Origin of the sequence: Mesorhizobium sp. (assembly GCF_041661565.1) — a bacterium.
GTDB lineage: Bacteria > Pseudomonadota > Alphaproteobacteria > Rhizobiales > Rhizobiaceae > Mesorhizobium.
This window is the reverse complement of sequence record NZ_JBAZUD010000075.1, coordinates 1-25,348: the sequence shown is the minus strand read 5'-3', so window position 1 is coordinate 25,348 and position 25,348 is coordinate 1. Positions and strand designations below refer to the sequence as shown.

Annotated in this window: 21 protein-coding genes and 2 pseudogenes; 7 read left to right on the top strand and 16 right to left on the bottom strand. The window is 63.5% G+C overall.

Features of this window, described 5'->3' with window-relative positions; all coding sequences use genetic code 11:
- The first annotated feature begins 338 nt into the window (after positions 1-338).
- On the top strand, positions 339-851 hold the full coding sequence (locus WC739_RS14840) for a CAP domain-containing protein (RefSeq protein WP_372953785.1): 513 nt from the start codon (positions 339-341) through the stop codon (positions 849-851).
- Positions 852-873: 22 nt separating this feature from the next.
- Here WC739_RS14840 and WC739_RS14835 read toward each other — a convergent pair whose 3' ends face one another.
- The 3 genes from WC739_RS14835 to WC739_RS14825 all read right to left on the bottom strand — a co-directional run bounded on the left by WC739_RS14835 (position 874) and on the right by WC739_RS14825 (position 4,449).
- Positions 874-2,406 carry a DHA2 family efflux MFS transporter permease subunit gene (locus WC739_RS14835; protein ID WP_372953784.1) on the bottom strand — a complete coding sequence of 511 codons (1,533 nt, stop codon included), beginning with the start codon at positions 2,404-2,406 and terminating at the stop codon, positions 874-876.
- 304 nt (positions 2,407-2,710) lie between these two features.
- Complete coding sequence (locus WC739_RS14830; protein ID WP_372953783.1) at positions 2,711-3,973, bottom strand: HlyD family secretion protein; 1,263 nt, start codon at positions 3,971-3,973, stop codon at positions 2,711-2,713.
- Entirely contained in the window at positions 3,970-4,449 is a 480-nt protein-coding gene (locus WC739_RS14825) for a MarR family winged helix-turn-helix transcriptional regulator (RefSeq protein WP_372953788.1), read from the bottom strand. Before WC739_RS14825 ends, WC739_RS14830 begins: the two co-directional genes overlap by 4 nt.
- A 263-nt stretch (positions 4,450-4,712) precedes the next feature.
- Here WC739_RS14825 and WC739_RS14820 point away from each other — a divergent pair, with 263 nt between their 5' ends.
- Complete coding sequence (locus WC739_RS14820) at positions 4,713-5,687, top strand: nucleoside hydrolase (RefSeq protein WP_372953782.1); 975 nt, start codon at positions 4,713-4,715, stop codon at positions 5,685-5,687.
- A gap of 90 nt (positions 5,688-5,777) precedes the next feature.
- Positions 5,778-6,818 carry an aminopeptidase gene (locus WC739_RS14815; RefSeq protein WP_372953787.1) on the top strand — a complete coding sequence of 347 codons (1,041 nt, stop codon included), beginning with the start codon at positions 5,778-5,780 and terminating at the stop codon, positions 6,816-6,818.
- Between the two features lie 119 nt (positions 6,819-6,937).
- Here WC739_RS14815 and bla read toward each other — a convergent pair whose 3' ends face one another.
- Positions 6,938-7,927: a subclass B3 metallo-beta-lactamase gene (bla, locus tag WC739_RS14810; RefSeq protein WP_372953781.1), complete on the bottom strand. Its 990-nt coding sequence runs from the start codon at positions 7,925-7,927 to the stop codon at positions 6,938-6,940.
- Positions 7,928-8,361: 434 nt separating this feature from the next.
- Here bla and WC739_RS14805 point away from each other — a divergent pair, with 434 nt between their 5' ends.
- The gene (locus WC739_RS14805) at positions 8,362-9,378 is read left to right on the top strand and encodes a Zn-dependent oxidoreductase (protein WP_372953780.1); all 1,017 of its coding nucleotides are present in this window, start codon (positions 8,362-8,364) and stop codon (positions 9,376-9,378) included.
- A 122-nt stretch (positions 9,379-9,500) separates the two neighbouring features.
- On the opposite strand, the gene WC739_RS14800 is transcribed toward WC739_RS14805, so the two are convergent.
- The 6 genes from WC739_RS14800 to WC739_RS14775 form a co-directional block, all read right to left on the bottom strand.
- Entirely contained in the window at positions 9,501-10,208 is a 708-nt protein-coding gene (locus tag WC739_RS14800; RefSeq protein ID WP_372953779.1) for a cyclase family protein, read from the bottom strand.
- A complete protein-coding gene (locus tag WC739_RS14795) occupies positions 10,205-11,143 on the bottom strand; it encodes an ABC transporter permease (RefSeq protein ID WP_372953778.1) in 939 nt (312 codons plus the stop codon). Before WC739_RS14795 ends, WC739_RS14800 begins: the two co-directional genes overlap by 4 nt.
- On the bottom strand, positions 11,140-12,009 hold the full coding sequence (locus tag WC739_RS14790; RefSeq protein WP_372953786.1) for an ABC transporter permease: 870 nt from the start codon (positions 12,007-12,009) through the stop codon (positions 11,140-11,142). Before WC739_RS14790 ends, WC739_RS14795 begins: the two co-directional genes overlap by 4 nt.
- A 97-nt stretch (positions 12,010-12,106) precedes the next feature.
- On the bottom strand, positions 12,107-13,597 hold the full coding sequence (locus tag WC739_RS14785) for a sugar ABC transporter ATP-binding protein (protein ID WP_372953777.1): 1,491 nt from the start codon (positions 13,595-13,597) through the stop codon (positions 12,107-12,109).
- A gap of 13 nt (positions 13,598-13,610) precedes the next feature.
- Entirely contained in the window at positions 13,611-14,699 is a 1,089-nt protein-coding gene (locus WC739_RS14780; RefSeq protein ID WP_372953776.1) for an ABC transporter substrate-binding protein, read from the bottom strand.
- Positions 14,700-14,758: 59 nt separating this feature from the next.
- Entirely contained in the window at positions 14,759-16,006 is a 1,248-nt protein-coding gene (locus WC739_RS14775) for an enolase C-terminal domain-like protein (RefSeq protein WP_372953775.1), read from the bottom strand.
- Between the two features lie 145 nt (positions 16,007-16,151).
- Between WC739_RS14775 and WC739_RS14770 the strand changes: the two genes are divergently transcribed.
- Complete coding sequence (locus WC739_RS14770) at positions 16,152-16,913, top strand: GntR family transcriptional regulator (protein ID WP_372953774.1); 762 nt, start codon at positions 16,152-16,154, stop codon at positions 16,911-16,913.
- Between the two features lie 78 nt (positions 16,914-16,991).
- Here the strand turns inward: WC739_RS14770 and WC739_RS14765 are convergent, their stop codons facing one another.
- Entirely contained in the window at positions 16,992-17,579 is a 588-nt protein-coding gene (locus tag WC739_RS14765) for a TetR/AcrR family transcriptional regulator (protein ID WP_372953773.1), read from the bottom strand.
- Between the two features lie 100 nt (positions 17,580-17,679).
- Between WC739_RS14765 and WC739_RS14760 the strand changes: the two genes are divergently transcribed.
- Complete coding sequence (locus WC739_RS14760) at positions 17,680-18,591, top strand: alpha/beta fold hydrolase (RefSeq protein ID WP_372953772.1); 912 nt, start codon at positions 17,680-17,682, stop codon at positions 18,589-18,591.
- 115 nt (positions 18,592-18,706) lie between these two features.
- The gene (locus WC739_RS14755) at positions 18,707-19,711 is read left to right on the top strand and encodes an aldo/keto reductase (protein ID WP_372953771.1); all 1,005 of its coding nucleotides are present in this window, start codon (positions 18,707-18,709) and stop codon (positions 19,709-19,711) included.
- Positions 19,712-19,800: 89 nt separating this feature from the next.
- Here WC739_RS14755 and WC739_RS14750 read toward each other — a convergent pair.
- The 5 genes and pseudogenes from WC739_RS14750 to WC739_RS14730 form a co-directional block, all read right to left on the bottom strand.
- Positions 19,801-20,789: pseudogene (locus tag WC739_RS14750) on the bottom strand (substrate-binding domain-containing protein).
- Positions 20,790-20,858: 69 nt separating this feature from the next.
- Positions 20,859-21,908: an ABC transporter permease gene (locus WC739_RS14745; protein ID WP_372953770.1), complete on the bottom strand. Its 1,050-nt coding sequence runs from the start codon at positions 21,906-21,908 to the stop codon at positions 20,859-20,861.
- Entirely contained in the window at positions 21,908-23,425 is a 1,518-nt protein-coding gene (locus tag WC739_RS14740; RefSeq protein WP_372953769.1) for a sugar ABC transporter ATP-binding protein, read from the bottom strand. Before WC739_RS14740 ends, WC739_RS14745 begins: the two co-directional genes overlap by 1 nt.
- Positions 23,422-24,465, bottom strand: a complete 1,044-nt coding sequence (locus WC739_RS14735; RefSeq protein WP_372953768.1) for a LacI family DNA-binding transcriptional regulator — start codon at positions 24,463-24,465, stop codon at positions 23,422-23,424. The genes WC739_RS14740 and WC739_RS14735 overlap by 4 nt, the downstream gene beginning before the upstream one ends.
- Positions 24,466-24,663: 198 nt before the next feature.
- A pseudogene (locus WC739_RS14730) lies at positions 24,664-25,348 on the bottom strand (DSD1 family PLP-dependent enzyme); the annotation flags it as partial.

Below are 25,348 nucleotides of genomic sequence, written 5' to 3'. Positions count from 1 at the left end.
AGCCGCAGCGCCTCCCAAAGATCAGCCGTAGTGATGTGGCGGACGGTTGGCCGGACATGCATTCCGCGTGCGTCCGCCATGACATGAAAGCCGGCCATAACCATCCTCCCGTGTGTCGGGGCGGTCAACGCCTGGATGGCCGCCCGTAGGTGCCACTGCAAGAATGCCTTATAGCCGATTTTGATAATCCTGTCGCGCCGCTGTTCCTTCTTGGCGCGCCGTTGCACGAGTGTTGATCGCGGATGGCGGGTCGACAAAGACCAGCACAGCCGGCTTCCCGCGCCAAAATTTCGCGGCTTGCCCGGCAAAAGCCATGATCGCGACTATGTCAGGCAGGCATGACCGCTGAAAACATCGAACCCCGTCAAGCAGGCCCGAACCGGCGCAAATGGCTCAAGGCGGCCGGCCTCGCTGTTCTGGTGGGGCTCGCGGCCTGCACGACCGTTACGCGGCCGACCGGCGACGGCGCCGGCGTTTCCTCGTCCGCCACCGGCATGCTGGCCACCATCCGCGCCTCGGCTGGGCTCGGGCCGCTTGTTCCCGATGCGCAACTCGAACAGGCTGCCCTGCAGCAGGCTGGCTACATGGCGCAACGCGAGCGGATGAGCCACACCACGGGCTGGGGCAAGGATTTTGCTTCACGCGTCAAGGACAACGGCATCTCGGGGGCGGCCGCCGAGAACATCGCCGAGGGGCGCTTCGACCAGCAGAAACTGTTCGACATCTGGGTGCATTCTCCCCGCCACCGCCGCAACATGCTCGACCCGCGTTTCAGCCGCTTTGGCCTCGCCTATGTACGCGACGGCCGCGACAGCGCCATCCGCTACTGGAGCCTTGTGCTGGGCAAGTAGCCGGACACAGAGGCGGCATCATCTAGTCCATATGGGCGGCCGGCGCGCCACCGGCCGGCGCTTGCGCGGGCTTGCGGAGAAGGAAGACAAAGGGGATGGCGAGCAGCGTCATCACCATCAGCAATTTGAAGTCATTGACGTAAGAGATCATCATCGCCTGCAGGTTGACCAGGCGGTCCATCTGCGAAAGCGCCGTGGGATCGCCGCCCGCCGCGGCCGGCGAAACCGCCCAAAGATTGGGGTTGAACGGGTTGATGAAGGCCGACAGCTCGGCGTGATTAACCTGCGTGTTGCGCACCATCAGCACCGTCACCACGGAGACACCGATTGAGGAGCCGAGATTGCGCACCAGGCTGAACAAGGCCGTCGCGTCGGTGCGGAAGCGCACGTCGAGCGTGGCGAAGGCCACGGTCGACAAGGGCACGAACACCATTCCCATGCCAAGACCCTGGATGACGCCGGAGCTCAGAATCAGCCAATTGTCCATCTGGGGCGTGAAGCCGGCCATCGTATAGAGTGACTGCGCGGTCAGGAGGAAGCCGATGACGACGAGAACCCTCGCGTCGACAATGCTCATCAGGCGCCCGACGACGAGCATCGAAACCATCGTGCCGATACCGCGTGGGCCTATGACGATGCCGATGGTGATGGTCGGATAGCCGAAAATGGTCGACAGCATTGGCGGCAACAGCGACATCGAGGCCAGGATGAGCACGCCCATGACAAAGATGAACGCCAGGCCGGTCACGAAATTGCGGTCGAGGAATATCTTGGGGTCGATGAAGGGATGTTCGGCCGTCACCGTGTGAATGATGAACAGCCAGAAGCCGGTCAAGGAAAGAGCCAGTTCGATCCAGATCTCGACCGAAGAAAACCAGTCGACCTCGCCGCCGCGGTCGAGCATCAGCTGCAGCGCGCCGACGCCAAGCGATATCATGGCGAAGCCGAAGAAATCGAAGCTGCGCACCCGCCGGGCGACGGCCGGCAGATAGGCTACCATGCCGAGGAAGGCGACGATGCCTACCGGCAGGTTGATAAAGAACACCCAGCGCCAATTGAAATTCTCGGTCAGCCAGCCGCCCAGCGTCGGGCCCAGGATCGGTCCCAGCATGATGCCGGCGCCCCAGATGGCCATCGCCTGGCCGTGACGCTCCTTCGGGTTGATGTCGAGCAGGAAGGTCTGCGACAGAGGCACGATCGCCGCGCCGAAAACGCCTTGCATCAGCCGGAAGAAGACGATGCTCTCCAGGCTCCAGGCGATCCCGCACAGCATGGAGAACACGGTGAAGCCGACCACGGCGGTGAGGAACAGTTCCTTGCGGCCGAATCGGTCGGCCAGCCAGCCGGTCACCGGCGTCATGATGGCGGCGGCGACGATGTAGGAGGTCAGCACCCAGTTGATGTTGTCGGGAGAAGCGCCGAGATCGCCGGTCATCGTCGGCAGCGCGACGTTGGCGATCGTCGTGTCGAGCGCCTGCATGATCGTCGCCAGCATGAGCGCCACGGTGATCAGGCCGCGATGCGGCACTTCGCGAAAGGGTTCTGGGGTGCTCATGATGCAAAACTTCCAACCGGTAACGAAACCGTGTACGCTGGGTTTCCGGGCGGCAGGGCCTTCCGTAAGGAGAGACCCTCATCGCGGTGGGACGCGAGTATCGATGTGGGGGTTACATCGACCGAGCGTCTCGACATGACGGACGCCTGCCGCCCGGAAACCGTAGGACCAAGGGGTCCGGCATCGAATGGTTCAGGGCTCGATCGAACCGCATCGTCGATGCGGCGCGGTCATCCTGCCCTTGTCCCTTCGCAACCTCCCCTCGGACCAATCCTGTCATTTGTGTCACCTGGGCGACGAGCGCCTATCTGGCCTCGTCCGCATTGGCGTGTCCGAATATGGCGGGAAACCCGCGGGCAACCCCGGTGTCGACCGTAACGGCCGCACTCATTCCGGTGCGCAAAGCCATTTTTGCGTCGTTATCAGTCAGTTCGAGGCGCACAGGAATGCGCTGCGTGACCTTGACCCAGTTGCCGGTAGCGTTTTGCGCCGGCAGCAAGGAAAACTCGGCTCCGGTGCCGGCGCCGATCGCCTTGACGTTGGCTTCGAAAGTGCGCCCCGGATAGGTATCGACCACGATTTCGGCCTTCTGGCCGGACTTCATGTGGGTCAGCTGGGTTTCCTTGAAGTTGGCTTCGATCCAGGTGTCGCCCGTCTCGACCAGCGAAAAGAGCGGCGTGCCGGATCCGACATACTGGCCGACCTTGAAGGACGAGGCCTGGCTTATGACACCGTCGGCCGGCGCCTTGACCGTTGTCCGCGCCAGATCGTAAGCCGCCTTGTCGCGCGCGGCGAGCGCGGCCATCACGGTCGGATGCTTGTCGGTGTCGATATCAGGGTTGCCGGCGAGCGCCGCCCTGGCGCTGACGATGCCTTGCTCGGCGACGGCCAATTGCTGCTTGGCCTTGTCGAGATCGTTCTTGGCCTGGTCCAGCGACGACTTTGCATTGATGCCCTTCTGGGCGAGGTCGGCGGCGCGGTCGAACTGCGACTGCGCGTAGGCGACTTCGCTGGCGTCGGACTTTTCCTGCGCCATCGCCTGGCCGTAGGCGGCGCGCAACTGTTCGATGCCGACCCGGGCCACCGCTACCGCGGCGTCGGCCTGGGCCAATGCGATCCGGTAGGGCTCGGGGTCGATGGCAAACAGCACGTCGCCCTGCTTGACCGACTGGTTGTCGGCAATGTCGACCTTAACGATGCGGCCCGCCGTATCCGAGGCGATCGACACCTTGGCCTGCTGCAGATTGGCGTTTTCCGTCTCCTGGTAGCGGCCGCCGGTGACCCAGACATAGCCGCCGCCGACAACGAGAGCAGCCGGCAGCGCGACCATGAGCAACAGGCGACCCAGCCGGCGCTTCTTCCTGGGAGGCGCCTGGATCGGCTGCACCGGAGGAGCAACCGCCACCGGCGCGACAGCCGGCTGCGCCGGCGCGACAGCCGGCTGCGCCGGCGCGACAGCCGGCTGCGCCGGGGCGACAGCAGGTTGCGCCGGGGCGACAGCGGGCTGCGCCGGCGCTTCCATGTCCACCTTGGTGACCTTTTCGTCTATCTTGGCTGCCGCGTTCATGCCGCTGCCCCTTCCGTGCTCTTCAATTTGTCAAGGGATGACGTCTCGTCGTCATTCAGGTTCCGGACCATGGCCTCAAGGCCTTCAATGAGGACGCGCCGGTCTTCCGGCTTCACGCCCACAAGCGATTCCTCATAGACCTCGCCCGCTATGCTCTTGATCACGGCGTAGGCCTCGCTTGCCTTGGGCGTCAGGAAGATCATGCGGACCCGGCGATCGGCCGCGTCGGGACGGCGCTCGATCCAGCCGCCCTCCTCCATACGGTCGACCAGGCGCGAAACGCTGATCGGCTCGATTTCGAGAAGTTCGGCCAGCCGCGCCTGCGCGACACCATCTTCCTTGGCGACGCGGACCAGAAGCCGCCATTGCGCTGAAGAAAGCCCAAGCCCACTGGCTCTCGCCTCGAAGCGCTTGCGCATGAGGCGCTGCACGTCGTGGATAAGGAAGCCCAATCTCTCTATGCCGTCGGAAACCATAAGCGGCATATATAATAAGCGTGCTTACTATTCAAGATGCCTCTTTGAGCCAGAAGGCGGCAAATGTGCATGGCAGCCGTGCGGAGCGCATCATGGTTAGCGATGGCTGAATGCCAAGCGCTGAACGGCAGGCCCGGCGAGACCGGGCCAGCCAAGGAGGCAGGCCGGCTGGCGCGACAGCCAAGCCCAGACTCCGGAACCTTGACGGCGCGGGCACGCCAGTCTCTTGTGCCGCCAACCCGGCCGACAGAGGAAATGCCATCATGGAAAAGATCATCCTGGACTGCGACCCCGGGCATGATGACGCCATTGCGATCCTGCTGGCTGCCGGCAATCCGAACATCGATCTCCTGGGGATCACCACCGTTTCGGGCAACCACAATGTCGAGAACACCACGCGCAATGCGCTTTCCGTCTGCACCGCGTATGGCATCCAGGTGCCCGTGGCGAAGGGATCTCCCGGCCCGCTCCTCATCGACCAGGTGCTTGCCATCGAAATTCACGGCGAAACCGGCCTCGACGGCCCCGAGCTGCCGCCGGCGTCGTTCGAGCTCGACAAGCGGCATGCGGTCGACTTCATCATCGACACGGTGATGGCGCACGAGCCGAAGACGGTCACGCTGGTGCCGGTCGGTCCCTACACCAACATCGCGCTTGCCGTGCGCAAGGACCCCCGCATCGTCGAGAGGGTAAAACGGGTGGTCGCGATGGGCGGCAGCTATACCAGGGGCAACATCACGCCAGCAGCCGAGTTCAATGTCTATGGCGATCCGGAAGCAGCCGACGTGGTGTTCCGATCCAACTGGGACGTCACCATGGTGGGTCTCGACCTGACCCACCAGGCGCTCGCCACCAGGGAGCTCCAGGACCGGGTGCGCGCGGTCGGCGGCCCGATGGCCAAGTTCATGCTCGACATCTGGGCGTTCATAGCGACCACGCATGGCGGCCTGCTGCAGATCGAGTATCCCGCCATCCATGACGCATGCTGCGTCGCGGCGCTGATCGACGGAAGCGTCTTCACGACGGAGAAGGCCGACATCCGCGTCGAGCTTGCCGGCCGCTGGAGCAAGGGCATGACGGTCTGCAATTTCGAGAAGATGGGCGGCATGCATCATTTCGGCGGCACGGCGAGCGAACAGGTCGCCTTCCGGCATAAGGTGGCGATGAAGCTCGACCATCAAAAATTCTGCGATTTGATCGTCGATGCGCTGGAGCGGCTGAGTGGAAGGAACGCATGAAGCGCTCAGTGGCGGTTTGAGAACGGGTGATCGAGACATTTGCCGCATGGGGACGCTAGCGGTGGGCAAACAGTGAAGCGTGTTTTTCGGATGCTTGCCGCGATGATCATGGCGGCCGCTGTGGCCGGCTGCACGAGCGTTTCCTACTATGCGCAATCGCTGGAGGGGCACGCACGGATCATGGCCGCGCGCATAAGCGTCGGCAAACTCATTCGTGACCTTTCGACGCCCGAGCCATTGCGCGCCAGGTTGACGTCGGCAGACAGGATACGTCGCTTCGCCTCGGACCAACTGGCCCTGCCTGACAACAGCAGCTACCGCAGCTATGTCGACATCGGCCGGGACGCCGTTACCTGGGCCGTGTTTGCCGCGCCGCAATTTTCGCTCGCACCACGGACATGGTGCTTTCCGGTTTTTGGCTGTGTTCCATATCGAGGCTATTTCGCCCGGAAGTCCGCGACCGACAACGCTGTCGAGCTTCACAGGCAGGGGCTGGACGTCTACGTCACGGGCATTACCGCCTATTCCACGCTGGGCTGGTCCAGTGACCCGCTGCTCAGCACCATGCTGCGTCAGGACGATACCTATCTCGCAAGCCTTGTCTTCCATGAACTGGCGCATCAGCGCCTCTATGTCGATGGCGACTCCGCGTTCAACGAGGCTTTCGCGGTGGCCGTCGAAACCACCGGCGTGAGGAAGTGGCTGCGCGCCACGGGCAATCGCGCCGGACTGCGCAGTTACGAGATCGATCGCCGGCGCAAGGCAGACTTTCTCGGCCTGATAGCGACAACCCGCGACGAGTTGCGTCAGATCTATGGAAGTCCCCGTGCCCCACAGCAGATGGCTGCCGCCAAGGCAGCGGCGATCGACAAGCTGCGGGTGCGCTACCGGAAACTTCGCGACAGGCGCTGGGCCGGATACCGGGGATATGATGCCTGGTTCGATGCCCCGATCAACAACGCAAAGCTTGCCGCGACCGCCGTCTACGGCGAACAGGTTCCGGCCTTTGTTCGCCTGTTCAACTTGTGCTCCGACGACTATCCAAGGTTTTACGCTTCCGTTCGACGGATCGCGGATCTGCACGGAGCTGCCCGTGCCGAAGCGCTCAAGGCCGCGGATACCTGCAATTGATTTGAACAGGACTAGGCTCGGCCTCTGCGATGCTCCGTCGGTCGACGCATTCTGTTCCCGGCGGTCGGTGGACCCGACTTGCAGCTGAAGAGAATGATCAGCTGACCTCGGTTTGAATCCTATTTCTTGCTGACCGCCACTCCCAGTTCCGAATCCATCTCATCTTCAAATGCCCGCTTCTTGCCGGCGATGAACTCGCGATAACCCTCGGGATCGACCCAGGCATTCACGCCTTCGGCGGCGGCGCGCTTGAGCTTGCCTTGCATGTTGAAATACTCGGTATGGTAGCCAAACCAGATATCTGGCTTCAGCATCTCGTGAAAATGATGCGTGCGGCGGTAGTCATCGGCAATTCCCGGATAATCGGCCTTAGGGCCGGCGAGACGATAGCCGGGGTTGAAGCCATCGCCGTCGGGAAAGACAACCTCATAAGTCTTTCCTGCTTCTGTGACGTGCGTGATCCAAGTCGTCGACCCCCGGGTATGTCCGGGTGTGTTGTAGCCGGTCAAAGTGACGTCGCCGAGGCTGACCCGATCGCCGTCACGTAACACGCGATCGACCTGGACCGGGTCCTGTCCCATCACTTCCCAGTCCTTGCCGTAGTGAAAATCGCTCTTGCCGCCATCCTCGAGCATTGCCACGTCTGGCTCCATGATCGCGAGTTGTGCACTGGACAATTTCTTCAGGTAGGCGAATCCGCCCGCGTGGTCCGAATGGCCGTGACCATTTATCATGATCTTGATGTCTTCGGGCTTGAAGCCAAGCTTCTTGATGGACGCCTCGATCATCGGGCCCGATTTCGGATCGCCGGTGTTGAGCAAAATATCTCCCTGAGACGTCACGAAGAGGAACGAACTCAGGCCGCGCGTGCCGACAAAATAAAGTGGTCCGGCAATGTGAAAGGGCTCCTGCGGTTCTTCCCAGTGCAAAAACTTCGTCGCGAGGGTGATGAATAGTTTGTTGTCCTGGGCCAGTCTTTCCTTGGTGATTCCTTCCTTGGCGATATCCCCGTCAGTGATTTTCTCTTCGCTGGAGATGTCTTGAGCCATTGCGATGCAAGAGATCATTGAGAAGCAGGCTGCTAGTGTGGAAAGCGGCATTTTGAACATGATCTTCCCCTTTCGTAGTACGTGAAGCATGATCCTGTTTGTACCATCGGGATCCTCGCGTCCCGGGATTGTTCTCGATGTGATCATACCAGAATCTATATTTCAAAACGAGTGCACCCGGATCCCGGAGATACGATGCCTGGTTCGATCCTCCACCGATCAACAACGCAAAGCCTGCTGCCACCGCCGTCTACGTTGAACAGGCTCTGGTCTTTTTTCGGCTGTTCGACTTGTGTTCCGGCGATTACCGACGTCTTACGCTTCCGTTCGACGGATCGCGGACCTGCACGGAGGTTCCCGTGCCGGACCGCCTGTCTAATTACCCCCAAGCCCGTTCCCCTCGATCGCCTCATCAGCAGGCAGCAGTTGCGCGCCAACTTGACGATTGGTCAGCCATAGGCAATTGTCGACTAGTATACTAGTTGGAGCATTTCATGTTTGAGGTTCTTGTCAGCGCGCCGCGGTCGCTGCAAATCCGGCCAATCGCCATGCCAGAGCCCGGCGCCGGCGAAGTGGTCGTCCACGTCAGCCGTGCCGGCATCTGTGGCTCCGACATTCACATCCTGCATGGCTCCAATCCATTCGCCGTCTATCCGCGCGTCATCGGCCATGAATTCGCGGGCACCGTAACCGCACTCGGACGCGGCGCGACCGGCCTAGCGGTGGGAGACCGCGTGGTGGTCGACCCCGTGGTGTCGTGCGGCCACTGCTATCCCTGCCGGATCGGGCGCTCTAATGTATGCGCCAACCTCGAAGTGATGGGCGTTCACCGCGACGGTGGTTTTCGCGCCTTCGTGGCGGTGCCCGCGGTAAACGCGATACAGCTGCCCACGACCATGCCGTTTGAACTTGCGGCGCTGGCCGAGCCGTTTTCCATCGCCGCCAATGTGCTTGACCGCACTGGCTGCGGACCAGAAGACACGGTGCTGATCTACGGCGCCGGCACGGTGGGCGTCACCGTGCTGCAGGTCGCCAAGCTCAAGGGTGCCCGCTGCATCGTGGCCGATATCGACGAAGCCCGCCTCGAGCGCGCGCTTCGCTTCGGGGCTGACAGGGTGATCCACTCCGTACGCGATCCGGTGCCGGCCGCGGTGCGCACGGAAAATGACGGTCTTGGCCCGACGCTGGTCATCGACGGCGCCGGCATTCCCGCCCTTCTGGACGAGGCTTGCCGCCTGGCAAGTCCGGCTGGCCGCATCGGCCTGCTCGGCTTTTCGGATGCCCCATCCAATCTCAGCCAGCAGGAAGTCGTGCGCAAGGAACTGACCATCGTCGGCTCCCGGCTGAACCGCCGGTTGTTGCCGCGCGTCGTCGAATGGCTGGCCGACAAGCGGCTCGACCCGCAAGGCATGATCACGCAGGTCTTCGCCGCGTCGGAGGCGCGCGCCGCTTTCGACCTGATCGAGCAGGAACCGCATCGCACGCTCAAGGTTCAGCTGGACTTTTCCTAGAGCTATGCACCGTTTAACGGAAACGGCGAATTGCTCTATCTCCCTGTTTTGACGCAATTCCCAGGGAAAGCGCAGTGCGCTTTTCCGGGAAAACCGTTTCACACTTTTCCTGGAATTGCTCTCTAGATCACCGCGACGGCGCGCAGTGGCGATCCGGTGCCGCCCTCGATCGGCAGCGGCAGCGTGATCAGGAAGCACAGCGGCGGCAGGTCGCCGAGCCGCGCAAAATTCTCGCCGATCAGGATGTTGGCCGAAAGCAGCGTATTGTGCGCTGGGAAATCCTCTGCGCCGAAACAATCGATCGACAGGCAGTCCGAACCCGCGATGCGCGCGCCGCGCTCGACCAGCAATTCGCAGGTCTGCCGGGACAGGCCGGGCCAGTCAGCCAGGAACGCGGCGTGTTGCGCCGGATCGTCCCAGAACCGGTCCCAGCCGAAATGGAAGAATACGGCATCGCCCTGCCGTATTCGGCCATGCTGCTTCTCGAAAGCGAAAACATGCTCCGGCTCGACCGCTTGCCGGGGCTGACAGGCTCGCGCATCGATCGTCACCATGCGGCCGAAGAAGCGTTCGACCGGAATGTCGGAGATGGCGGCGCCGCCGCGGATGAAATGGACCGGCGCGTCGAAATGCGTGCCGGTGTGTTCGCTCATGGCAAGCGCATGGTTGCAGGCCACGTCGCCGCGGTCGTAGGATTCCACCATCTCCTGGCAGTAATGCGGATGCGTCGGCCACACCGGCATGCCTTGCTTCATCGGATGGGTGAGGTCGACGAAGGAAACCGCCCTTGTTTCGAACAGGTCGGCGAGTTTGTCGGTGGCGGATTTCATCTGACGCGCGGCCTCGGCACGAGAGCCACGATCAGGATGATCAGCGCGCCGGTCAGAAGGAAGCGCACGCCAGCCTGTATGCCAAAAGTGTTGAGCATGGTGGACATCAGATTGAAGAACAATGCAGCTCCCCATATGCCGATCGCGTTGGCCTGTCCACCGGCGACGCTTGTACCGCCAAGCACAACGACGGCGATCGATTCCATCAGGTAGGCATCGCCCATGTTGAGTGCAGCACCGCCGCTGAAGCCGGCAAGCAGGAAGCCGGCGAGCGCAGCCGTCATACCGCACAGCATATAGGCCGCCAGCCGTACCCGGCCGACGCCGATGCCGGCAAGTCGTGCCGCAGGCTCGCTCTGGCCGGTGGCCAGCAATTGCCGGCCCCACACCGTGCGTTTGAGTGCGACCATGGCGACCAGCGTCAGCACCATCACAGCGACCGGCATCAACTGTACGCCGCCAAGGCTCATCGCGGTGAAGCGGGAAAGGCCTGCCGGCGGCTTGAGTGTCGCCTGGCCGCCGAGATTGTACGCAAGCGACTGGAAGACGAAGCTCCAGGCAAGCGTGGCGATGATCGGGGGCAACCGCAATGCGACGATTGCCAGGAAGTTCGCGGCGCCGGCAACAGCTCCAACCGCCAGCGTGGTAGCGAGGCCGGGCAGCAGCATGCCGTCGGATCCTTGCATGACCGTCATCGACATATAGGCGGCCAGTGTCAGCACCGATGGCACGGACAGATCGATATTGCCTGGACCGGATGCGACGACGAACATCTGCCCGGTTCCGACCAGTACGCTGAAGGCGCCGAAGGCCAGTGCTCCAGACAATGTGGCGCCGGCGCTGCCGATGCCCGAATAGGCGGTCGTCGCCACCCACATGGCGAGCGCCACGATGAAGCCGTAGGTCCATGGTGCAAGGCTCAGTCTTCCGGTCATCGCGTCCGCTCCGACAAAAGCACGCGCCCGGCCAGCACAAGAAACAGGATCACGCCCTGGGCGCCGATCTGCCATGTCGGCGGCACCTGCAGGAACGACAGGAGCGAGCCGGCAAGCGACAGCGTCAGCGCACCGATGACCGTGCCGACTGGCGAGACGACGCCGCCGGTGAACGCGCCGCCACCAAGGATGACCGCACCCACGCCAAGCAGCGTATAGGCCGGCGCGACATTGGCGTCGCCCGACGTGGTGAGGCCGGTCAGCGTCAGCCCGGCCAGACAGGCGAGCAGGCCGGCGGCGGCATAAACCGCGACGCGGATGCCGATGACAGACCAGCCGGCGCGCTCGACGGCGCGCGGATTGCCACCTGCGCCGCGCAGCACGGCACCGTAGGAAGAGCGCGAGATGACAAGATGGCCAGCGAACGCCGCCAGCACGGCCAGCCAGATCGAGAGCGGCATCAGGGGCGGCTGCCAACTCATGAAGGCGGCAAGCCAGGCCGGTGCCGATCCACCCGGCGCCGGCAGCAGGATGACGGCGATGCCGAGCCAGATGAAGGACATGCCCAGCGTTACGATGATCGACGGCAGTTGCCGCGAATGGATGAGCAGGCCGAAGCCGGCATAGGCCGCGATGAGGACCATATAGCACAGCATGGCGAACGCCGGCGCATCGCTGAGATAGAGCGCGGTGACGCAGGTGATCAGCCCGACGAAGGCGCCGTTCGACAGGTCGATGTCGCCCAGCATGATCACCATCATCTGCGCCAGCGCGGCGAAGACCAACGGCACCGAGAGCTTGAACAACAGGTGGACGCCAAAATAGCTCATCGCAGCCGGGCGAATGCTGAAGATGATGGCGAGCATGACCAGCAGCGCGATCGCCGGCAGGCCCACCTGCAGGGCATTGAGCAAGGCAGGGCGCCCCTGGGGGGAGAAGCGGGCGGGAACACGGGCAGCCGCGTCAGACATTCTCGCCTCCGAACGATGCCTGCAGGATGCGGCCGGTCTCGATGGCGTCGCCTACCAGACTCGTCGCGGCGCGGCCCTCGCGGAAGACATAGATGCGCTCGCAATTGGTCAGTTCTTCGAGTTCGGTGCTGTACCACACGAAGGAACGTCCCCTCTCTGCCTCTGAACGGATCAGCCGGTAGACTTCCTGCTTGGTGCCGACATCGACGCCGCGCATCGGGTCATCGAGGAAGATCACTTGCGCGTCGGAGGCCAGTGCGCGGGCGAACAGCACCTTCTGCTGGTTGCCGCCGGACAGCGACAGGATCGGCGTGTCGATCGAAGGCGCCTTGACCTTGAGCCGGTCCGACCAGCTGCCGGCAAGCTTGCGGGAGGCGGTGCCCGAGATCAGGCCGCCGCGGGTCAGCGCATTGAGGCTGCGGATAGTCAAATTGTCGGCGATCGACCACAGCGAGAACACGCCCTCCGAGCCGCGATCGCCGGCGACATAGGCGCCCGGCAAGGCTTGGCGCTGGCCGCGCACGGCTTGGAACATGGCGCGCAGCCGCTCTCGCTGGCCGTGGCCGTCGAGCCCGGCGAATCCGATGATCTCGCCCTTGCCGACTTCGATGGCCAGATCGGCGGCATCGCGGCCGGCATGCCGGATTACCGGAGCTGCCACCGATGCCACTTTACCGGCCGTCCGCTCGCGCGGCCGTTCGATGCTGCCCATCAACTCGACCAGCGCCGAGCGCGACAGGCCGGCGGTCGGCTGCTGGGCCACGACCTTGCCGTCGACCATGACCACGGTGCGGTCGCAGACGGCGAGGATCTCGTTCAGCCGATGGGTGATCAGGATGCAGGCGATGCCGCGCCCTGCCGCGCGGCGGATATGGGCGAGCAACTGTTCCGTCGCCTCATGGCCAAGTGCCGACGTCGGCTCGTCGAGAATGACGCAGCGCAGCGCGATATCGGTTTGTGTGAAGGCGCGGGCGATTTCGACCATCTGTCGTTCGCCGATCGGCAGGTCGGCGACCTTCCTGTCGAGATCGATGCCGTTGCCCGGGAAGATCTCGTTCAGCACCGGGCCGATCACTTGGCGCGCGCGACGCCGCCACCCAATCCCACGCAGAGGCCTGTGCACGATGCGGGTGTTTTCGGCTGAGGTCAGGTTGGTGCAGAGCGACAGCTCCTGGAAAATGCAGCGCAGCCCGGCCTGCTGTGCGGAGGCGGCACTCCAGGAACCAATCCGATCCCCGCCGAGGTGGAAGTCGCCGCTGCTGCGCTCGACCGTCCCGGCAAGCACGTTCATCAGCGTCGACTTGCCTGCGCCATTGTGGCCTACCAGGCCAACGACCTCGCCGGGTTTCAGCTGAAAATCCACGCCGCCCAAGGCATGTACGGCATCATAGCTCTTGCGAACATCGCACACCTCGATGAAGGGGATGTCGCGATCGCTTCTCGTTGCTGCTTCTCTGCTGGGCGGCGTGGGATCGTTCATCATTCAGCCATGCTGCTCATTTCGGCGCGGGAACGCCCGGCAGAGGTTCCTTCTTTACGTTGGCGTCGATGATCTTGGCCACCAGTTCCTGCGGATATTCGGCATTGACCACGCCGCCCTCGGGAACGGTCTTCAGCCATGCATCGAGATCGGGCTGGTTGATCTGAAGCAGCGGCACCTCGACGAATTTCGGCACCTGCTTGCCGGCCAGGATCTGCTGCGCCACCCAGAATGCGACCTGCGAGACGCTTGGCGTCGCGCCGAGCGAGAAGGTCTGGTAACCGCTTGCGTCGTGCTCCTGCTTCCATAGCGCCAGCTCATCCTGGCGATTGCCCATGATGATGATCGGAAGGGGCCTGTTGGCCGCCTTGAATGCCTGCGCCGCGCCGTAGCCGTCGCCGCCCTGCGTCAGCACCGCATCGACTTGCGGCAGCGACGGCAGGATGCCCGACACTTCCTTCTGCGCCACTGTCGCCGTCCACTGGCCATAGACCTCACCAACAGCCTTGTAGCTCGGGTGGTCTTTCATCGCCTTGGCGAAGCCCTCATGCAGGCGTTTGTCGAAGCCGTCGCCTGCCATGCCACGGATTTCGAGGACATTGGCCGGCTTGTCTCCGAGCTTGCCCGAGATGAAATCGAGCTCGGCCTTGGCGTAGGAATCGAGATTGTAGTCGACGACATAGGCGCAGGGCTCGGTGACGCCGCTGGCGAAGGCCACGACGGTGATGCCGGCATTGCAGGCATCCTTGATGGCGCCGTTGAGCGCGGTGTCGGAGCCGGCAAGCACGATGATGGCGTCATAACCTTGCAGGATCAGGTTCTCGATCTGCGTCGCCTGTTCAGTCACCGAATTGTTGGAGCTGACAACGGCGGTGGCGGCCACCTTCTTGTCGGCCACGGCCTTGGCGCCCATCTCCTCGAAACTCTTGATCATCACCTGCCGGAAGGAATTACCGGCGTAGGAATTGCTGAAGGCGATCTTCTTGGCCGAGGTATCTCCCTTGGCGACGCCGTCGTCGGCCTGCGCGCCTGTCGTGGCAAGGGCCGTGCAAGAAAGCAGCGCCGCGATAAGCCAGGCTCTGCCAGTTGTTCTGGTTCTGCTCATGTCGTTCTCCTCCTGTTGAAAATCATAGCGTCCTCCCGACGACCATTCGAATGAGAAGATCACCCCAGCCCGAGATCGGGCACGGCGGCGTCTCGATGGTCGGCGAAATTGGTGTTGGGCAAGAGCGGATACCAGCCTGGACGGCCGGGATCGCGGTCATAGGGATAGCCGCCCAGCGAGCGGTAGAGCTCGGCATATTGCCGCAGCTTGTCGCGATCGAGTTCGACGCCGAGGCCGGGCGCCTCCGGCACTGCGATGGCACCGTTCTCGTAGCGCATCTTGCCGCCGACGATTATGTCGTCGGCGAGGTGGTGGTAGTGCGCGTCGGCCGTGAAGACGAGATTGGGCAGGACGGCGCCAAGATGCAGCATGGTGGCGAGTTGGATGCCGAGCTCGCCCGATGAATGCACCGCGATACCGAGGCCGAATGTGTCGCAGATCTGCGCGGCCCGCACGCAGGCGCGGATGCCTCCCCAGAAAGTCGTGTCGAGCAGGATCACATCGACGGCAGGATCGCGCACATTGGTGGCGAGCTGTTCGAAATCGATGACGATGGTGTTGGTGGCCAGCGGGATCGACAGCTTTTCGCGCAGCCGGCGCATGCCGGCCAGGCCCCAGGTCGGGTCCTCGAAATAATCGTTCCTGAGGTCGGAGATGGCCTGGCCGAAGCGCAGCGCCTCTTCGACTGAAAGCGCCGCGTTCGGATCATAGCGCAGCGTGTCTGCAGGGAACTCCGCGGCGAGCGCCCTGAAGCACTCCAGCTCATAGTCGGGATGAAAAACGCCGGCCTTGAGCTTATGGGCTGAAAAGCCGTGCTCGGCCTTGAGCGCACGGGCATGGTCGAGCAACTGCTCGATGGTGCGGACCTCGCCCTTCCCGCTGCGACGGTCGGCATAACGGAAGAACAGATAGGAGGCGAAGCCGATCCTGTCGCGCACGCGCCCGCCGAGCAGCTGGTAGACCGGCACGCCGAGCTTCTTGCCGATGATGTCGAGGCAGGCGAATTCGAGCGCTGCGTGCAACTGCGTGCGGTTGTTGTAGAGCGACGCCGTCGGATTGCAAATGGCGTAGCGCATCCGGTTGAGATCAAAGGGATCGTGCCCGACGAGGTAGGGCTTCAAGCCGGCGAAGGCCAGCTCGGCGCCGGCGCCGCCGCCACCCATTTCGCCGAGGCCGACAATGCCTTCGTCGGTCTCGACCTCGATCACGGTGCGGACAAAGCGCCCCCAATGCGTGCCGTTGCTGTGCCGCAATGCAGCTTCCAGCGGGACGGTGACGGTTGTGGCCTTGATGTCCGTGATCTTCATGCCGGCTCCTCTCCCCTAGCCTAGTGGGTTTCTACACACTACCATGGTAGTATGTCAACGGCCGATTGTCGGTTGGCGCTTGAGTTGCGGCCTGCGCGGTGTCATGACCGGAACCGTGCAGTGACATCACACCAGCGGAATCGTCATGGCGACCAAGCTTCCAGGAGAGACCAGGTTTCCAACCAATGCCTCCAGGGTAAGGGTTGAAGGTCAGCGCGGGCCGTCGCGGGCGCTGGAACCGGTCAACAACCGCATGCCGATCTCACCGCAGATCTACGAGCGCCTGCGCCGTGCCATTACAACCTTGGTGATGCTGCCTTCCGAAGCCCTGAGCGAACAGGATCTGGCCCATCAACTCGGTGTCAGCCGCACGCCGGTACGCGAAGCGCTGATCCGGCTCGCCGATGAGGGCCTGATCGACATCCTGCCGCAGCGCGGCAGCTTCGTTTCTCCTATCCGGCTGAGCGACGTCGAGGAAGCGCAGTTCATCCGCGAGGCGCTCGAAGTGTCAGTCGTGCAAAAGCTCGCCGGACATGGCTCGGAGGGGTTCGTCGCCACAGTCAGAGCCAACCTCGCCATGCAGGCGAAAGCTGTGGCAGAAGGCGACCGCGAGCTGTTCCTTGAACTCGACGAGGCCTTCCATCGCAGCCTGTGCGAGGAGGCCGGCCTGCCGAAGAGTTGGCGGGTCATCCAGGTGGTCAAGCTGCAGATGGACCGCGTGCGCTATCTCAGCCTGCCGGAGCCCGGCCATCTCGAGACTCTGCTGGCCCAGCATGTGGCGATCTTCGAGGCGGTGGAGACCGGCGAGGTGAAGCAGGCCGGCGCCCGCATGACGGCGCATCTACGCGAAGTGTTGCGCACCGTACAGCGTCTCAGCCTGGCCCGGCCTGACCTTTTCGGGCAGTGATTGGATCGAGATCGTGACTTAATTCCGAGCGCCTCGGACCGACGATACGAATGATCGAGGCGCAAGGCAGACTGTCCCTTATTCCGGCCAGGCCGCCATCGCCACGGCGGCGATGCGTTTGAGGTCGACCGGCCTCGCCCCGCTGGCGGCCTCGACCGCCATCCCGCGCAAGATTGCAACCAGGTACCCCGCAAGGGCGGCAGGGTCCGCACTCTGCGGCAAGTCGCCTTGAACCTTCGCCTGCTTTAGGCGCTGGGTTATTCGGTCCTTCAGTCCACTGCGTCGGAGACTGGTCTCCGTTCGCATTGCTAAGCTTTCGTCGCTACCCACCAACGCGCCATGGACCATCAAGCAACCTGCCGGGTTGTGTTTGTCGGAATGGAAGGCGCACGCTCCGAAGATCAGTCCCTCGGCCACCGCGCGCGCATTGGGTGCATCCAGGGCGGCCTGGATGAACGCGGCGGTCTCACGATCGTACCTGTCCAACACTTTGAGAAACAACTCCTGCTTGTTCCCAAACGCAGCATAGAGGCTGGGGCGGGTTATGTTCATTTCAGTCGTCAGGTCGGATAGCGACGTGCCCTCATAGCCTTTGCGCCAGAACAGCCGCATCGCCTTGGTCAGGGCTGCTTCCGTATCGAACTCCCGAGGTCTGCCCAATGTCATTCTTCTCTCCATAACGTACCGGTCGGTATATTATATCTTGACGCTCTCTCTGGCCTGTAGTTTTATATACCTATTGGTACACAATGGGGAGCCTAAATCGATGTTGATGCGGATAGTCGCCTGTGCGGCAGTTTTGATCGCGGCTCAATCGGCGCGCGCCGAGGTGAAGTCATTTCCACCCTCCTTCGAGATACGAAAAGTGCAGACCAGTGACGCGACGATCCACGTCCGTGTCGCAGGCACAGGCCCCGCCGTTCTCATGCTTCATGGCTACGGCGAGACCGGCGACATGTGGGAACCGCTCGCAGTTGAAATGGTGAAGAATCACACGGTCATCGTGCCGGATCTTCGGGGCATGGGTTTGTCGTCTCACCCTGAGGGGGGTTACGACAAGAAAACGCAGGCCGGCGACATCGAAACGGTTCTGCGAAGCCTGAACGTCGGAAGTGTGGACCTTGTCACCCACGACATCGGCAACATGGTGGGTTTCGCGTTTGCGGCTCAACATCCCGACCAGGTGTCCAGATTTGTCATAATAGACGCCCCGGTGCCAGGTGTCGGCCCCTGGGAGGAAATCCTGAAGAACCCCCTGCTCTGGCATTTCAGGTTCGGCGGACCGGATATGGAGCGGTTGGTTGCCGGCCGGGAACGGATATATCTCGATCGCTTCTGGAACGAGTTTTCAGCCGATCCGGCACGGTTCGACGAAGCGTCGAGGGAACACTACGCGGCTCTCTATGCGTTGCCAGGTGGGATGCATTCAGGCTTTGCGCAGTTTGCAGCCTTCGACCAGGACGCCCTCGACAACAAGGCGTTTCTTGAGGCTTCGGGAAAGCTGAAGATGCCTGTCCTGGCCTTGGGGGGCGAGAAATCGTTCGGACTCCAGATGGCGGCAGTGATGCGCTTTGCGGCCGACAATGTGACGGAGGGCGTGATCCCGCATTCCGGACATTGGATCATGGAGGAGAATCCCGAGGCGACCGTGAAGGCCGTCACCGCGTTTTTGAAGTAGGTACCCGATTGCTGACAAGCGTCCGTCGCTTAATCATCCGCAGGGTCTGGACGGAAAGCCCCAATCCTGACAGCGTCGGACGTGCAACCGTGTCGTTCGAGACAAAGATAGTGTGATGAGCATCAAGGATATACTGCCGAGCAAACTCGGCTTCGGCGCGGCCCCGCTGGGAAATATGTTTCGCGACATTCCGCAACAGGAAGCGCTTGCGACCGTTGAAGCCGCCTGGGCAGACGGCATTCGATATTTCGATAACGCGCCATTCTATGGCGCGGGTCTTGCGGAGCTTCGGATGGGTGAGGCGCTCGCCGGAAAACCGCGCGGCGAGTACGTCATCAGCACGAAAGTCGGGCGGGTCATTCTCGACGAGGTAGAAGACATTTCGCCCAGCGAGAAGGGCGAAGTCTTCAAGCACGGCCGCCCCAACAAAGTGGTGAATGACTATTCATCCGACGCGACCCTGCGTTCCATCGAGGACAGCCTCAAGCGCCTGAGAACCGATCACATCGAGATCGCTTTCGTTCATGACCTCGCGCAAGACTTCTGGGGCGACCAGTGGCTGGGACAATTCGAGGAAGCGCGGACAGGCGCCTTCAAGGCATTGGACCGCTTGCGCGACGAAGGCGTCATCAAGGCATGGGGCCTCGGTGTGAATCGGGTCGAGCCTATCGAACTGCTTCTGGACCTGGACGAACCTCGCCCGGACGTTTTCCTGCTTGCCGGGCGCTATACGCTGCTGGACCACGAGCGTGCGCTGCAGCGGGTCATGCCCAAGGTTGCCGAGCGCGGTCTTGGTATCGTCGTTGGCGGTCCGTACAGCTCTGGCGCGCTGGTCGGCGGCCCGAATTTCGAATACGCGCCGATGACGCCTGATGTCCGCGACAAGGTCTCACGGATCAAATCTATCGCCGACCGGCACGCGGTCTCCATGAAAGCAGCGGGGCTGCAGTTTTCTTTGGCCAACCCGGCTGTTGCCGCTGTCATACCTGGAGCCAGTCAACCCAGCCGCATTGCGGAAGATCGCGCCGCGCTGACCGAGACCATATCTCCCGCCTTCTGGAAGGAGCTGCGCGAGGCAGGGCTTGTCAGTCCTGCAGCGCCACTGCCTGGCATCTTTTAAAGTTTGCCCAGGATCTTCCCTCCGAAACCGAACAAGGCCCCTCGCGGGGCCTTGCGGTATAAACCTGGGTGGTGGGCTGTGTTCGCCGCTCACTTCCCCATCATTTGCTTCGCGTTCTCCGGCGTGATCGCCGTCGTATCCACCGTCACCGTCGTATCCACGGACGTCGCGCAGTCGAGCAGGATCTTCTTGGACATCTCGATGGCTTCCTTCGCACCCGTTGGGTAGGTGAAGGTCGCGGCCCAGTCGCCCTTGGCAACCGCCTCGATGCCGCCGGCCGGACCCGGCAGGCCGTCGGTGCCGATGATCTTGACGTCCTTGCCCGCGCCCTTGGCGGCGAGCAGCGCGCCGGCCGCCATCATGTCGTTGGAGGCGTAAAGCACCTTGATGTCGGGGTGTGCCTGCAGCATCGCCGAGAACGCGGTCTGGGCTTTGTCCGGGACCCAGTCGGCGGCCGCTCGGCGACGACCTGGATCTTGGCGTTCTCCTTGACGCCGTCCTTGAAGCCGTTCAGCCGCTCGACGGCCGGCGTGGAGCTCGGCAGGCCTTCCAGCACCGCGGCCTCGCCGCCATCCGGCAGCAGGGTCTTGGCGGTGTATTTGCCGGCCTCGAGCGCGATCTTGTAATTGTCGCCGCCGATGAAGGCCGTATAGTCCTTGCCGGGATCGCCGACCGTCTTGCGGTCCAGTTCGATGACCGGGATGCCCGCATCCATGGCGCGCTTCACCGCCGGCGTCAGCGGTGCGGCCTCGAAGGGCGAGATAAGCAGGAGATCGACCTTCTGCGTGATGAAGTTGTCGACCTGCGAAGTCTGCGTGTTGACGTTGCCGGCGCCGTCGGCGATCTGCAGCGTGAAGCCGGGCACTTCCTTGACGGCGGCCTCCAGCTCGTCATTGACGTGCTGGCGGTAGGGTTCGGCATTGTTCGCCTGCGAAAAGCCGATAATGAACTGGCCGTCCTTGGCGCAGGCCTTGACCATCGGGTCGGCTGCCTGGGCGGCTCCCGCAATGCACAGGCCAGCGCCTGCCAGAAGCGCGGCCTGAAGCGCTCGCCTCGTTCCTTGTCTCATGGTTGTCATGCTTACTCTCCTCCTCGTCGGGCCGGGGGGCCTGACCTTGGTTTCAGTCTTGCGTTTGCCGCCTTCCTCCTAACGACCCAAACCCTCGCGGCGACGAACGAGGGATTGAAGCACCGCCGCCAGCACGATGATCGCGGCTGTCGCGAGCAGCTGCATGGCGGGCGTGATGTTGTTGAGCTGCAGGATGTTGGCGAGCGCGCCCAGCATGATGGTGCCGGCAACCGTGCCGACCATCGAGCCGGCGCCGCCGAACAGGCTGGTGCCGCCGATGACCACGGCGGCGATCGCCGTCAGCTCGTAGCCCATGCCGTCATTGGCGCTGCCGAAATTGAACTGGCCGGCATGCACGACGCCGGCAAGGGCGGCGGCGAAGCCGGTGATGGCGTAGACCGAAATCTTGACCATCGACACCGGCACGCCTGAAATGCGCGCCGCGCGTTCGTTGCCGCCGACAGCGAAGACATAGCGGCCGAAGCGCGTGGTGTTGAGCACGATGGTGGCGATAGCGGCGAAGGCGATGAAGACGATGGTCGCCACCGGCACGGTGTTGTTGAACAGGCGCTCGCCCAGCACCGCGAACACCGGCGGCGCCAGGCCCGGCCCGTCACCGTAGGAAATGTTGATGTACTGATTGCCGGACACGACCAGCGCCAGGCCGCGCGCCGCCTGCAGGCCGGCGAGCGTGACAATGAACGGCTCGAGCCGGAAACGGGTGGAGATGGTGCCCTGGATGGCGCCGAAGACGATGCCCATCGCCAGCACGGCAAGGATGGTCGGGATCAAGCCGAAGCCGCCTGAGATCATCATCGAAGCGGTAACGACGCTGGACAGGCCCAGCACCGCGCCCACCGAAAGATCGATGCCGGCGGTAATGATGACGAAGGTCATGCCGATCGCGATGATGCCGGTTTCCGACACGGCGCGCACGATGTTGGCGATGTTGTCGGGATCCAGGAACAGGATCTGGCCATGCCGGCGCGGCGAGAAGATGATGCCGCCGATCGCTACCACGACCAGGCCGATCAGGCTCTGGAAGCGTACCACCAGGGCCAGCGGATCGCGATGCACGGGCGCCGTGGCCACCGGGCCGCCTGCCTCCGAAACCTTCTCTCCAGACATCAGGCCTCCCTGCCATTTGCCGCGGCCAGCACCGTGTGCTCGTCGACGCCGCCGATGAATTCCGCCACATTGCGCCCCTGGCGCAGCACCACGATCCGGTCGCAGAGGCCGATCAGCTCGGGCATTTCGCTGGAAGCGACCAGGATGCCGAGCCCCTGCGCCGCCAGTTGCCGCAGCCGCGCGTAGATTTCGCCCTTGGCGCCGACATCGACGCCGCGCGTCGGCTCGTCGAGCAGCAGCAGCCGGGGATTGCCGAGTATTTCCTTGGCCAGAACCACCTTCTGCTGGTTCCCGCCCGAAAGCGCGCCGACGGCGATGTCCGGGTTCTTCGGCCGGATGTCGAACTGCCCGAAGGACTGCTTGACCGCGTCGGCCTGCCGGCGCGACGACATCAGCCCGAAGGGCGATATGCGGCGGATCACCGACATCACCAAATTCAGCCCAACCGCCATCCTGAGCATCAGGCCGCTGCCGCGCCGGTCGTCGGTGACGAAGGCGATGCCGGCCGCGCGGGCCGCGCTGATCGAGTCCAGTTTCACCGGGCGACCGTCGATGGCCACCTCGCCCTCCCAGCGTCCGGACAGGCCGGTGCCATAGAGCGCGCTCAAGAGCTCGGTGCGCCCTGCTCCCATGATGCCGGCCAGCCCGACGATCTCGCCAGCCTTGACGTCGAGGGAGATGCCGGCCGGTGGCTGCCATCCAGCGCTTTCATGGGCAAGCCTGAAACGCGCATCGCGCAGGCTAAGCAGGGTCTTGCCGAGGGTCCTGGCGCGTTCGGGATAAAGCTCGTCCAGCGGCCGTCCGACCAGCAGCCGGACCAGTTCGGCCTGCGGCGCGTGCGGCTCGGTGACGCCCGCGACACGGCCGTCGCGCATCACCGTCACCCGGTCCGCGATCTGGGGCACCTCCTCCAGCCGATGCGAGATATAGACGATGCCAACCCCGCTTGCGGCGAGCTTGCGCATGATGTCGAACAGCCGGTCCACCTCGCCCACCGTGAGGGCCGCCGTCGGCTCGTCCATGATCAGCACGCGCGAGGCGTAGGACAGTGCCTTGACGATCGCCACCACCTGGCGCTGGCCGATCGACAGGTTCGCCACCATGCTTGCCGGATCGATGGCAAGCTCAATCGCCTCGAGCCGCTTCCTTGCCTCGTCGCGCATCGCCGGCACATCCAGGAAGCCGCCCGGCCGCATCAGTTCGCGGCCTAGGAAAAGGTTGGCCGCGACATCGAGGGTCGGCACCAGGTCGAGTTCCTGGAAGATGGTTGCGATGCCGGCCGCCTGCGCTTCGCGCGGGTTGCTGAAGTGCACCGGCTTGCCGTCGATCTGGATGGTGCCCTCGTCCGGCGTGTAGACGCCCGACAACAGGTTCATCAATGTCGACTTGCCGGCGCCGTTCTCGCCGAGCAGCGCGTGGATCTCGCCCGGCTTGAGGTCGAAGTCGACGCCGCGCAGCGCCTGGACGCCGCCGAAGCGCTTGACGGCACCGGTGACGACAAGCAGCGGCGCGCTCATGCTGACTTCATTGGGGCTGGCCTCATCGGGGCTGGCCTCATTTGGGCCGGCTTCGCGCAGGACCCCCGCACCCGAAGCGAGGCTTGCAGCCGCACGGCCTGCGGCTCGATGCCGGTGGAGGCGATGCGGGCGCACAGCAATGCCGCGGCCTGCCGGCCGATCTCGGTGCAGGGCTGCGCGACGAGGGTCAGCCGCGGTTCGAAGCAATCGGCCCATTCGAAGTCGTCGAAGCCGGCGAGCGAAATATCGCCAGGTATCGACAATCCCCTTTCGCGGATCGCCCGCACCGCTCCGATCGTCGTCATGTTGTTGCCGGTGACAAGGGCGGTGGGCGGCGACGGCTGGGACAGAATGGCATGGGTCGCCGCCGTCGCGCTCGCCGTGTCGATGTTCTCGGGCGACAGATGCTGCGGCAGCAGGGCCAGGCCATTGGCCGCGAGCGAGGCCTGGAATGCCTCGATGCGTTCGCGGGTGGTCGCCAGGCCCGGCTGACCGGCGACGTAGCCGATGCGCTTGTGTCCGAAGGAGGCGACGTGATCGATGAGCGCCCGCATCGACGACTGGTTCTCGACGCCGATCTGGTCGAAGCGCGCGTCGGCGAAGCGGTCGATCAGCACGCAGGGCAGCTTCTTTTCGGCAAGGTAGTCGATGGCCCGCTGCGGCGCGCCCGAAGGCGCCAGGATGACGCCGTCCACCCGCCGCTGCTGGAAGGCCCGCACGACCGACAGTTCGCGGTCGGGATCTTCCTGGGTGTCGGAGAGAAACACCATCAGGCCGAGGCGCGCGCACTCGGCCTCCACCGCGCAGATGATGTCGGTGAAATAGGGATTGGAAATCGCCGAGATCGCCAGGCCGACGCTGTTGGTGGAAGCCACTTTCAGCGACCGCGCCAGCTCGTTGGTCTGATAGCCCATCGTGGCGATCGCGTCGTTGATCAGCCGCGCCTTCTCTGGCGAGACGAAGCGTGTGCGGTTGATGACATGCGAGACGGTCGAAACCGACACGCCGGCGCGGCGCGCGACCTCAGCCATTGTCGGCATGGCGGCTCGAACGGAGTGCTGGCAAAGCGCTCCTCCCTGATGATGCGTTTCCGGTCCGCTCTCTTTGTTTTGGCGGATTTCGCAGGAGCTTAGTGCCATCGAAACGTTTGCGCAATCGCTTCGATGGCTGTTGCGGGAAAATTGTCGCAGCGCGCAGGGACATGCGGCTTAGGGTGCCGGCCTCGGCCAGCGCGCTGGTCAAGCCATCGGTAATACAGGCCAACGCTCGACGATCCTGCCGCCGGAAAACACGGCGATCGAACCGAACTGCTGCAGCACGGCCTCGCTCTGCGTCGGTCGCAGGAAGGCGTAGTCGCCGGGTCTCACGGTCGCGTCGGCCGGCAGGCTCATGAATTGCTGGTTCGAGGACAGGCCGAGAAGGCCGTTGGTCTTCATGCCTTCGGGAAAGACCGGCTCAGCCATCCACTTGCCGCCATAGAGATAGCAGCCCTTGCGCGGAAACCTGCCGAGCGCGCTCAGCAGCCGGGAGACCGCCCGCGGGCCGGGCAGCATTGGCTCGACCACCTTCAGGATCGGCGTCGCGATGAAGGCGGCCGGCTGGAAGCCTTCGAGGCCGGGCGTGTCGAAATCGCCCGGCAGCACGAAGGCCGAGCCCATCGACACTTCATTTGCCACCCCGCCATGATGGAGCAGCGCGGTCTTGCTGCCGCCGATGTTCAGGATGCGACGCTGATCCGCCCCAAGACGGGCGACGAAAGCAGCGGCCAGCGCCGATGCCTTTGCCAGCGCTTTTTCAGGCCCGCCGAACACGCCGGGGATGTGGGGCGCGTGCGCCTCATAGGCCATGACGCCTTCGCATGTCAGCCTCTTGTGCATGGCCAGCAAGCTCAGCGTCCTCGACAGGGCCTCCGGGTCGGCCAGG

Bases quoted from the DNA above. Each gene is read 5' to 3' on its own strand.
- WC739_RS14840 (WP_372953785.1), top strand. From the start codon at position 339: ATGACCGCTGAAAACATCGAACCCCGTCAAGCAGGCCCGAACCGGCGC.
- WC739_RS14835 (WP_372953784.1), bottom strand. From the start codon at position 2,406: ATGAGCACCCCAGAACCCTTTCGCGAAGTGCCGCATCGCGGCCTGATC.
- WC739_RS14830 (WP_372953783.1), bottom strand. From the start codon at position 3,973: ATGAACGCGGCAGCCAAGATAGACGAAAAGGTCACCAAGGTGGACATG.
- WC739_RS14825 (WP_372953788.1), bottom strand. From the start codon at position 4,449: ATGGTTTCCGACGGCATAGAGAGATTGGGCTTCCTTATCCACGACGTG.
- WC739_RS14820 (WP_372953782.1), top strand. From the start codon at position 4,713: ATGGAAAAGATCATCCTGGACTGCGACCCCGGGCATGATGACGCCATT.
- WC739_RS14815 (WP_372953787.1), top strand. From the start codon at position 5,778: ATGCTTGCCGCGATGATCATGGCGGCCGCTGTGGCCGGCTGCACGAGC.
- bla (WP_372953781.1), bottom strand. From the start codon at position 7,927: ATGTTCAAAATGCCGCTTTCCACACTAGCAGCCTGCTTCTCAATGATC.
- WC739_RS14805 (WP_372953780.1), top strand. From the start codon at position 8,362: ATGTTTGAGGTTCTTGTCAGCGCGCCGCGGTCGCTGCAAATCCGGCCA.
- WC739_RS14800 (WP_372953779.1), bottom strand. From the start codon at position 10,208: ATGAAATCCGCCACCGACAAACTCGCCGACCTGTTCGAAACAAGGGCG.
- WC739_RS14795 (WP_372953778.1), bottom strand. From the start codon at position 11,143: ATGACCGGAAGACTGAGCCTTGCACCATGGACCTACGGCTTCATCGTG.
- WC739_RS14790 (WP_372953786.1), bottom strand. From the start codon at position 12,009: ATGCTCGCCATCATCTTCAGCATTCGCCCGGCTGCGATGAGCTATTTT.
- WC739_RS14785 (WP_372953777.1), bottom strand. From the start codon at position 13,597: ATGATGAACGATCCCACGCCGCCCAGCAGAGAAGCAGCAACGAGAAGC.
- WC739_RS14780 (WP_372953776.1), bottom strand. From the start codon at position 14,699: ATGAGCAGAACCAGAACAACTGGCAGAGCCTGGCTTATCGCGGCGCTG.
- WC739_RS14775 (WP_372953775.1), bottom strand. From the start codon at position 16,006: ATGAAGATCACGGACATCAAGGCCACAACCGTCACCGTCCCGCTGGAA.
- WC739_RS14770 (WP_372953774.1), top strand. From the start codon at position 16,152: ATGGCGACCAAGCTTCCAGGAGAGACCAGGTTTCCAACCAATGCCTCC.
- WC739_RS14765 (WP_372953773.1), bottom strand. From the start codon at position 17,579: ATGACATTGGGCAGACCTCGGGAGTTCGATACGGAAGCAGCCCTGACC.
- WC739_RS14760 (WP_372953772.1), top strand. From the start codon at position 17,680: ATGTTGATGCGGATAGTCGCCTGTGCGGCAGTTTTGATCGCGGCTCAA.
- WC739_RS14755 (WP_372953771.1), top strand. From the start codon at position 18,707: ATGAGCATCAAGGATATACTGCCGAGCAAACTCGGCTTCGGCGCGGCC.
- WC739_RS14745 (WP_372953770.1), bottom strand. From the start codon at position 21,908: ATGTCTGGAGAGAAGGTTTCGGAGGCAGGCGGCCCGGTGGCCACGGCG.
- WC739_RS14740 (WP_372953769.1), bottom strand. From the start codon at position 23,425: ATGAGCGCGCCGCTGCTTGTCGTCACCGGTGCCGTCAAGCGCTTCGGC.
- WC739_RS14735 (WP_372953768.1), bottom strand. From the start codon at position 24,465: ATGCCGACAATGGCTGAGGTCGCGCGCCGCGCCGGCGTGTCGGTTTCG.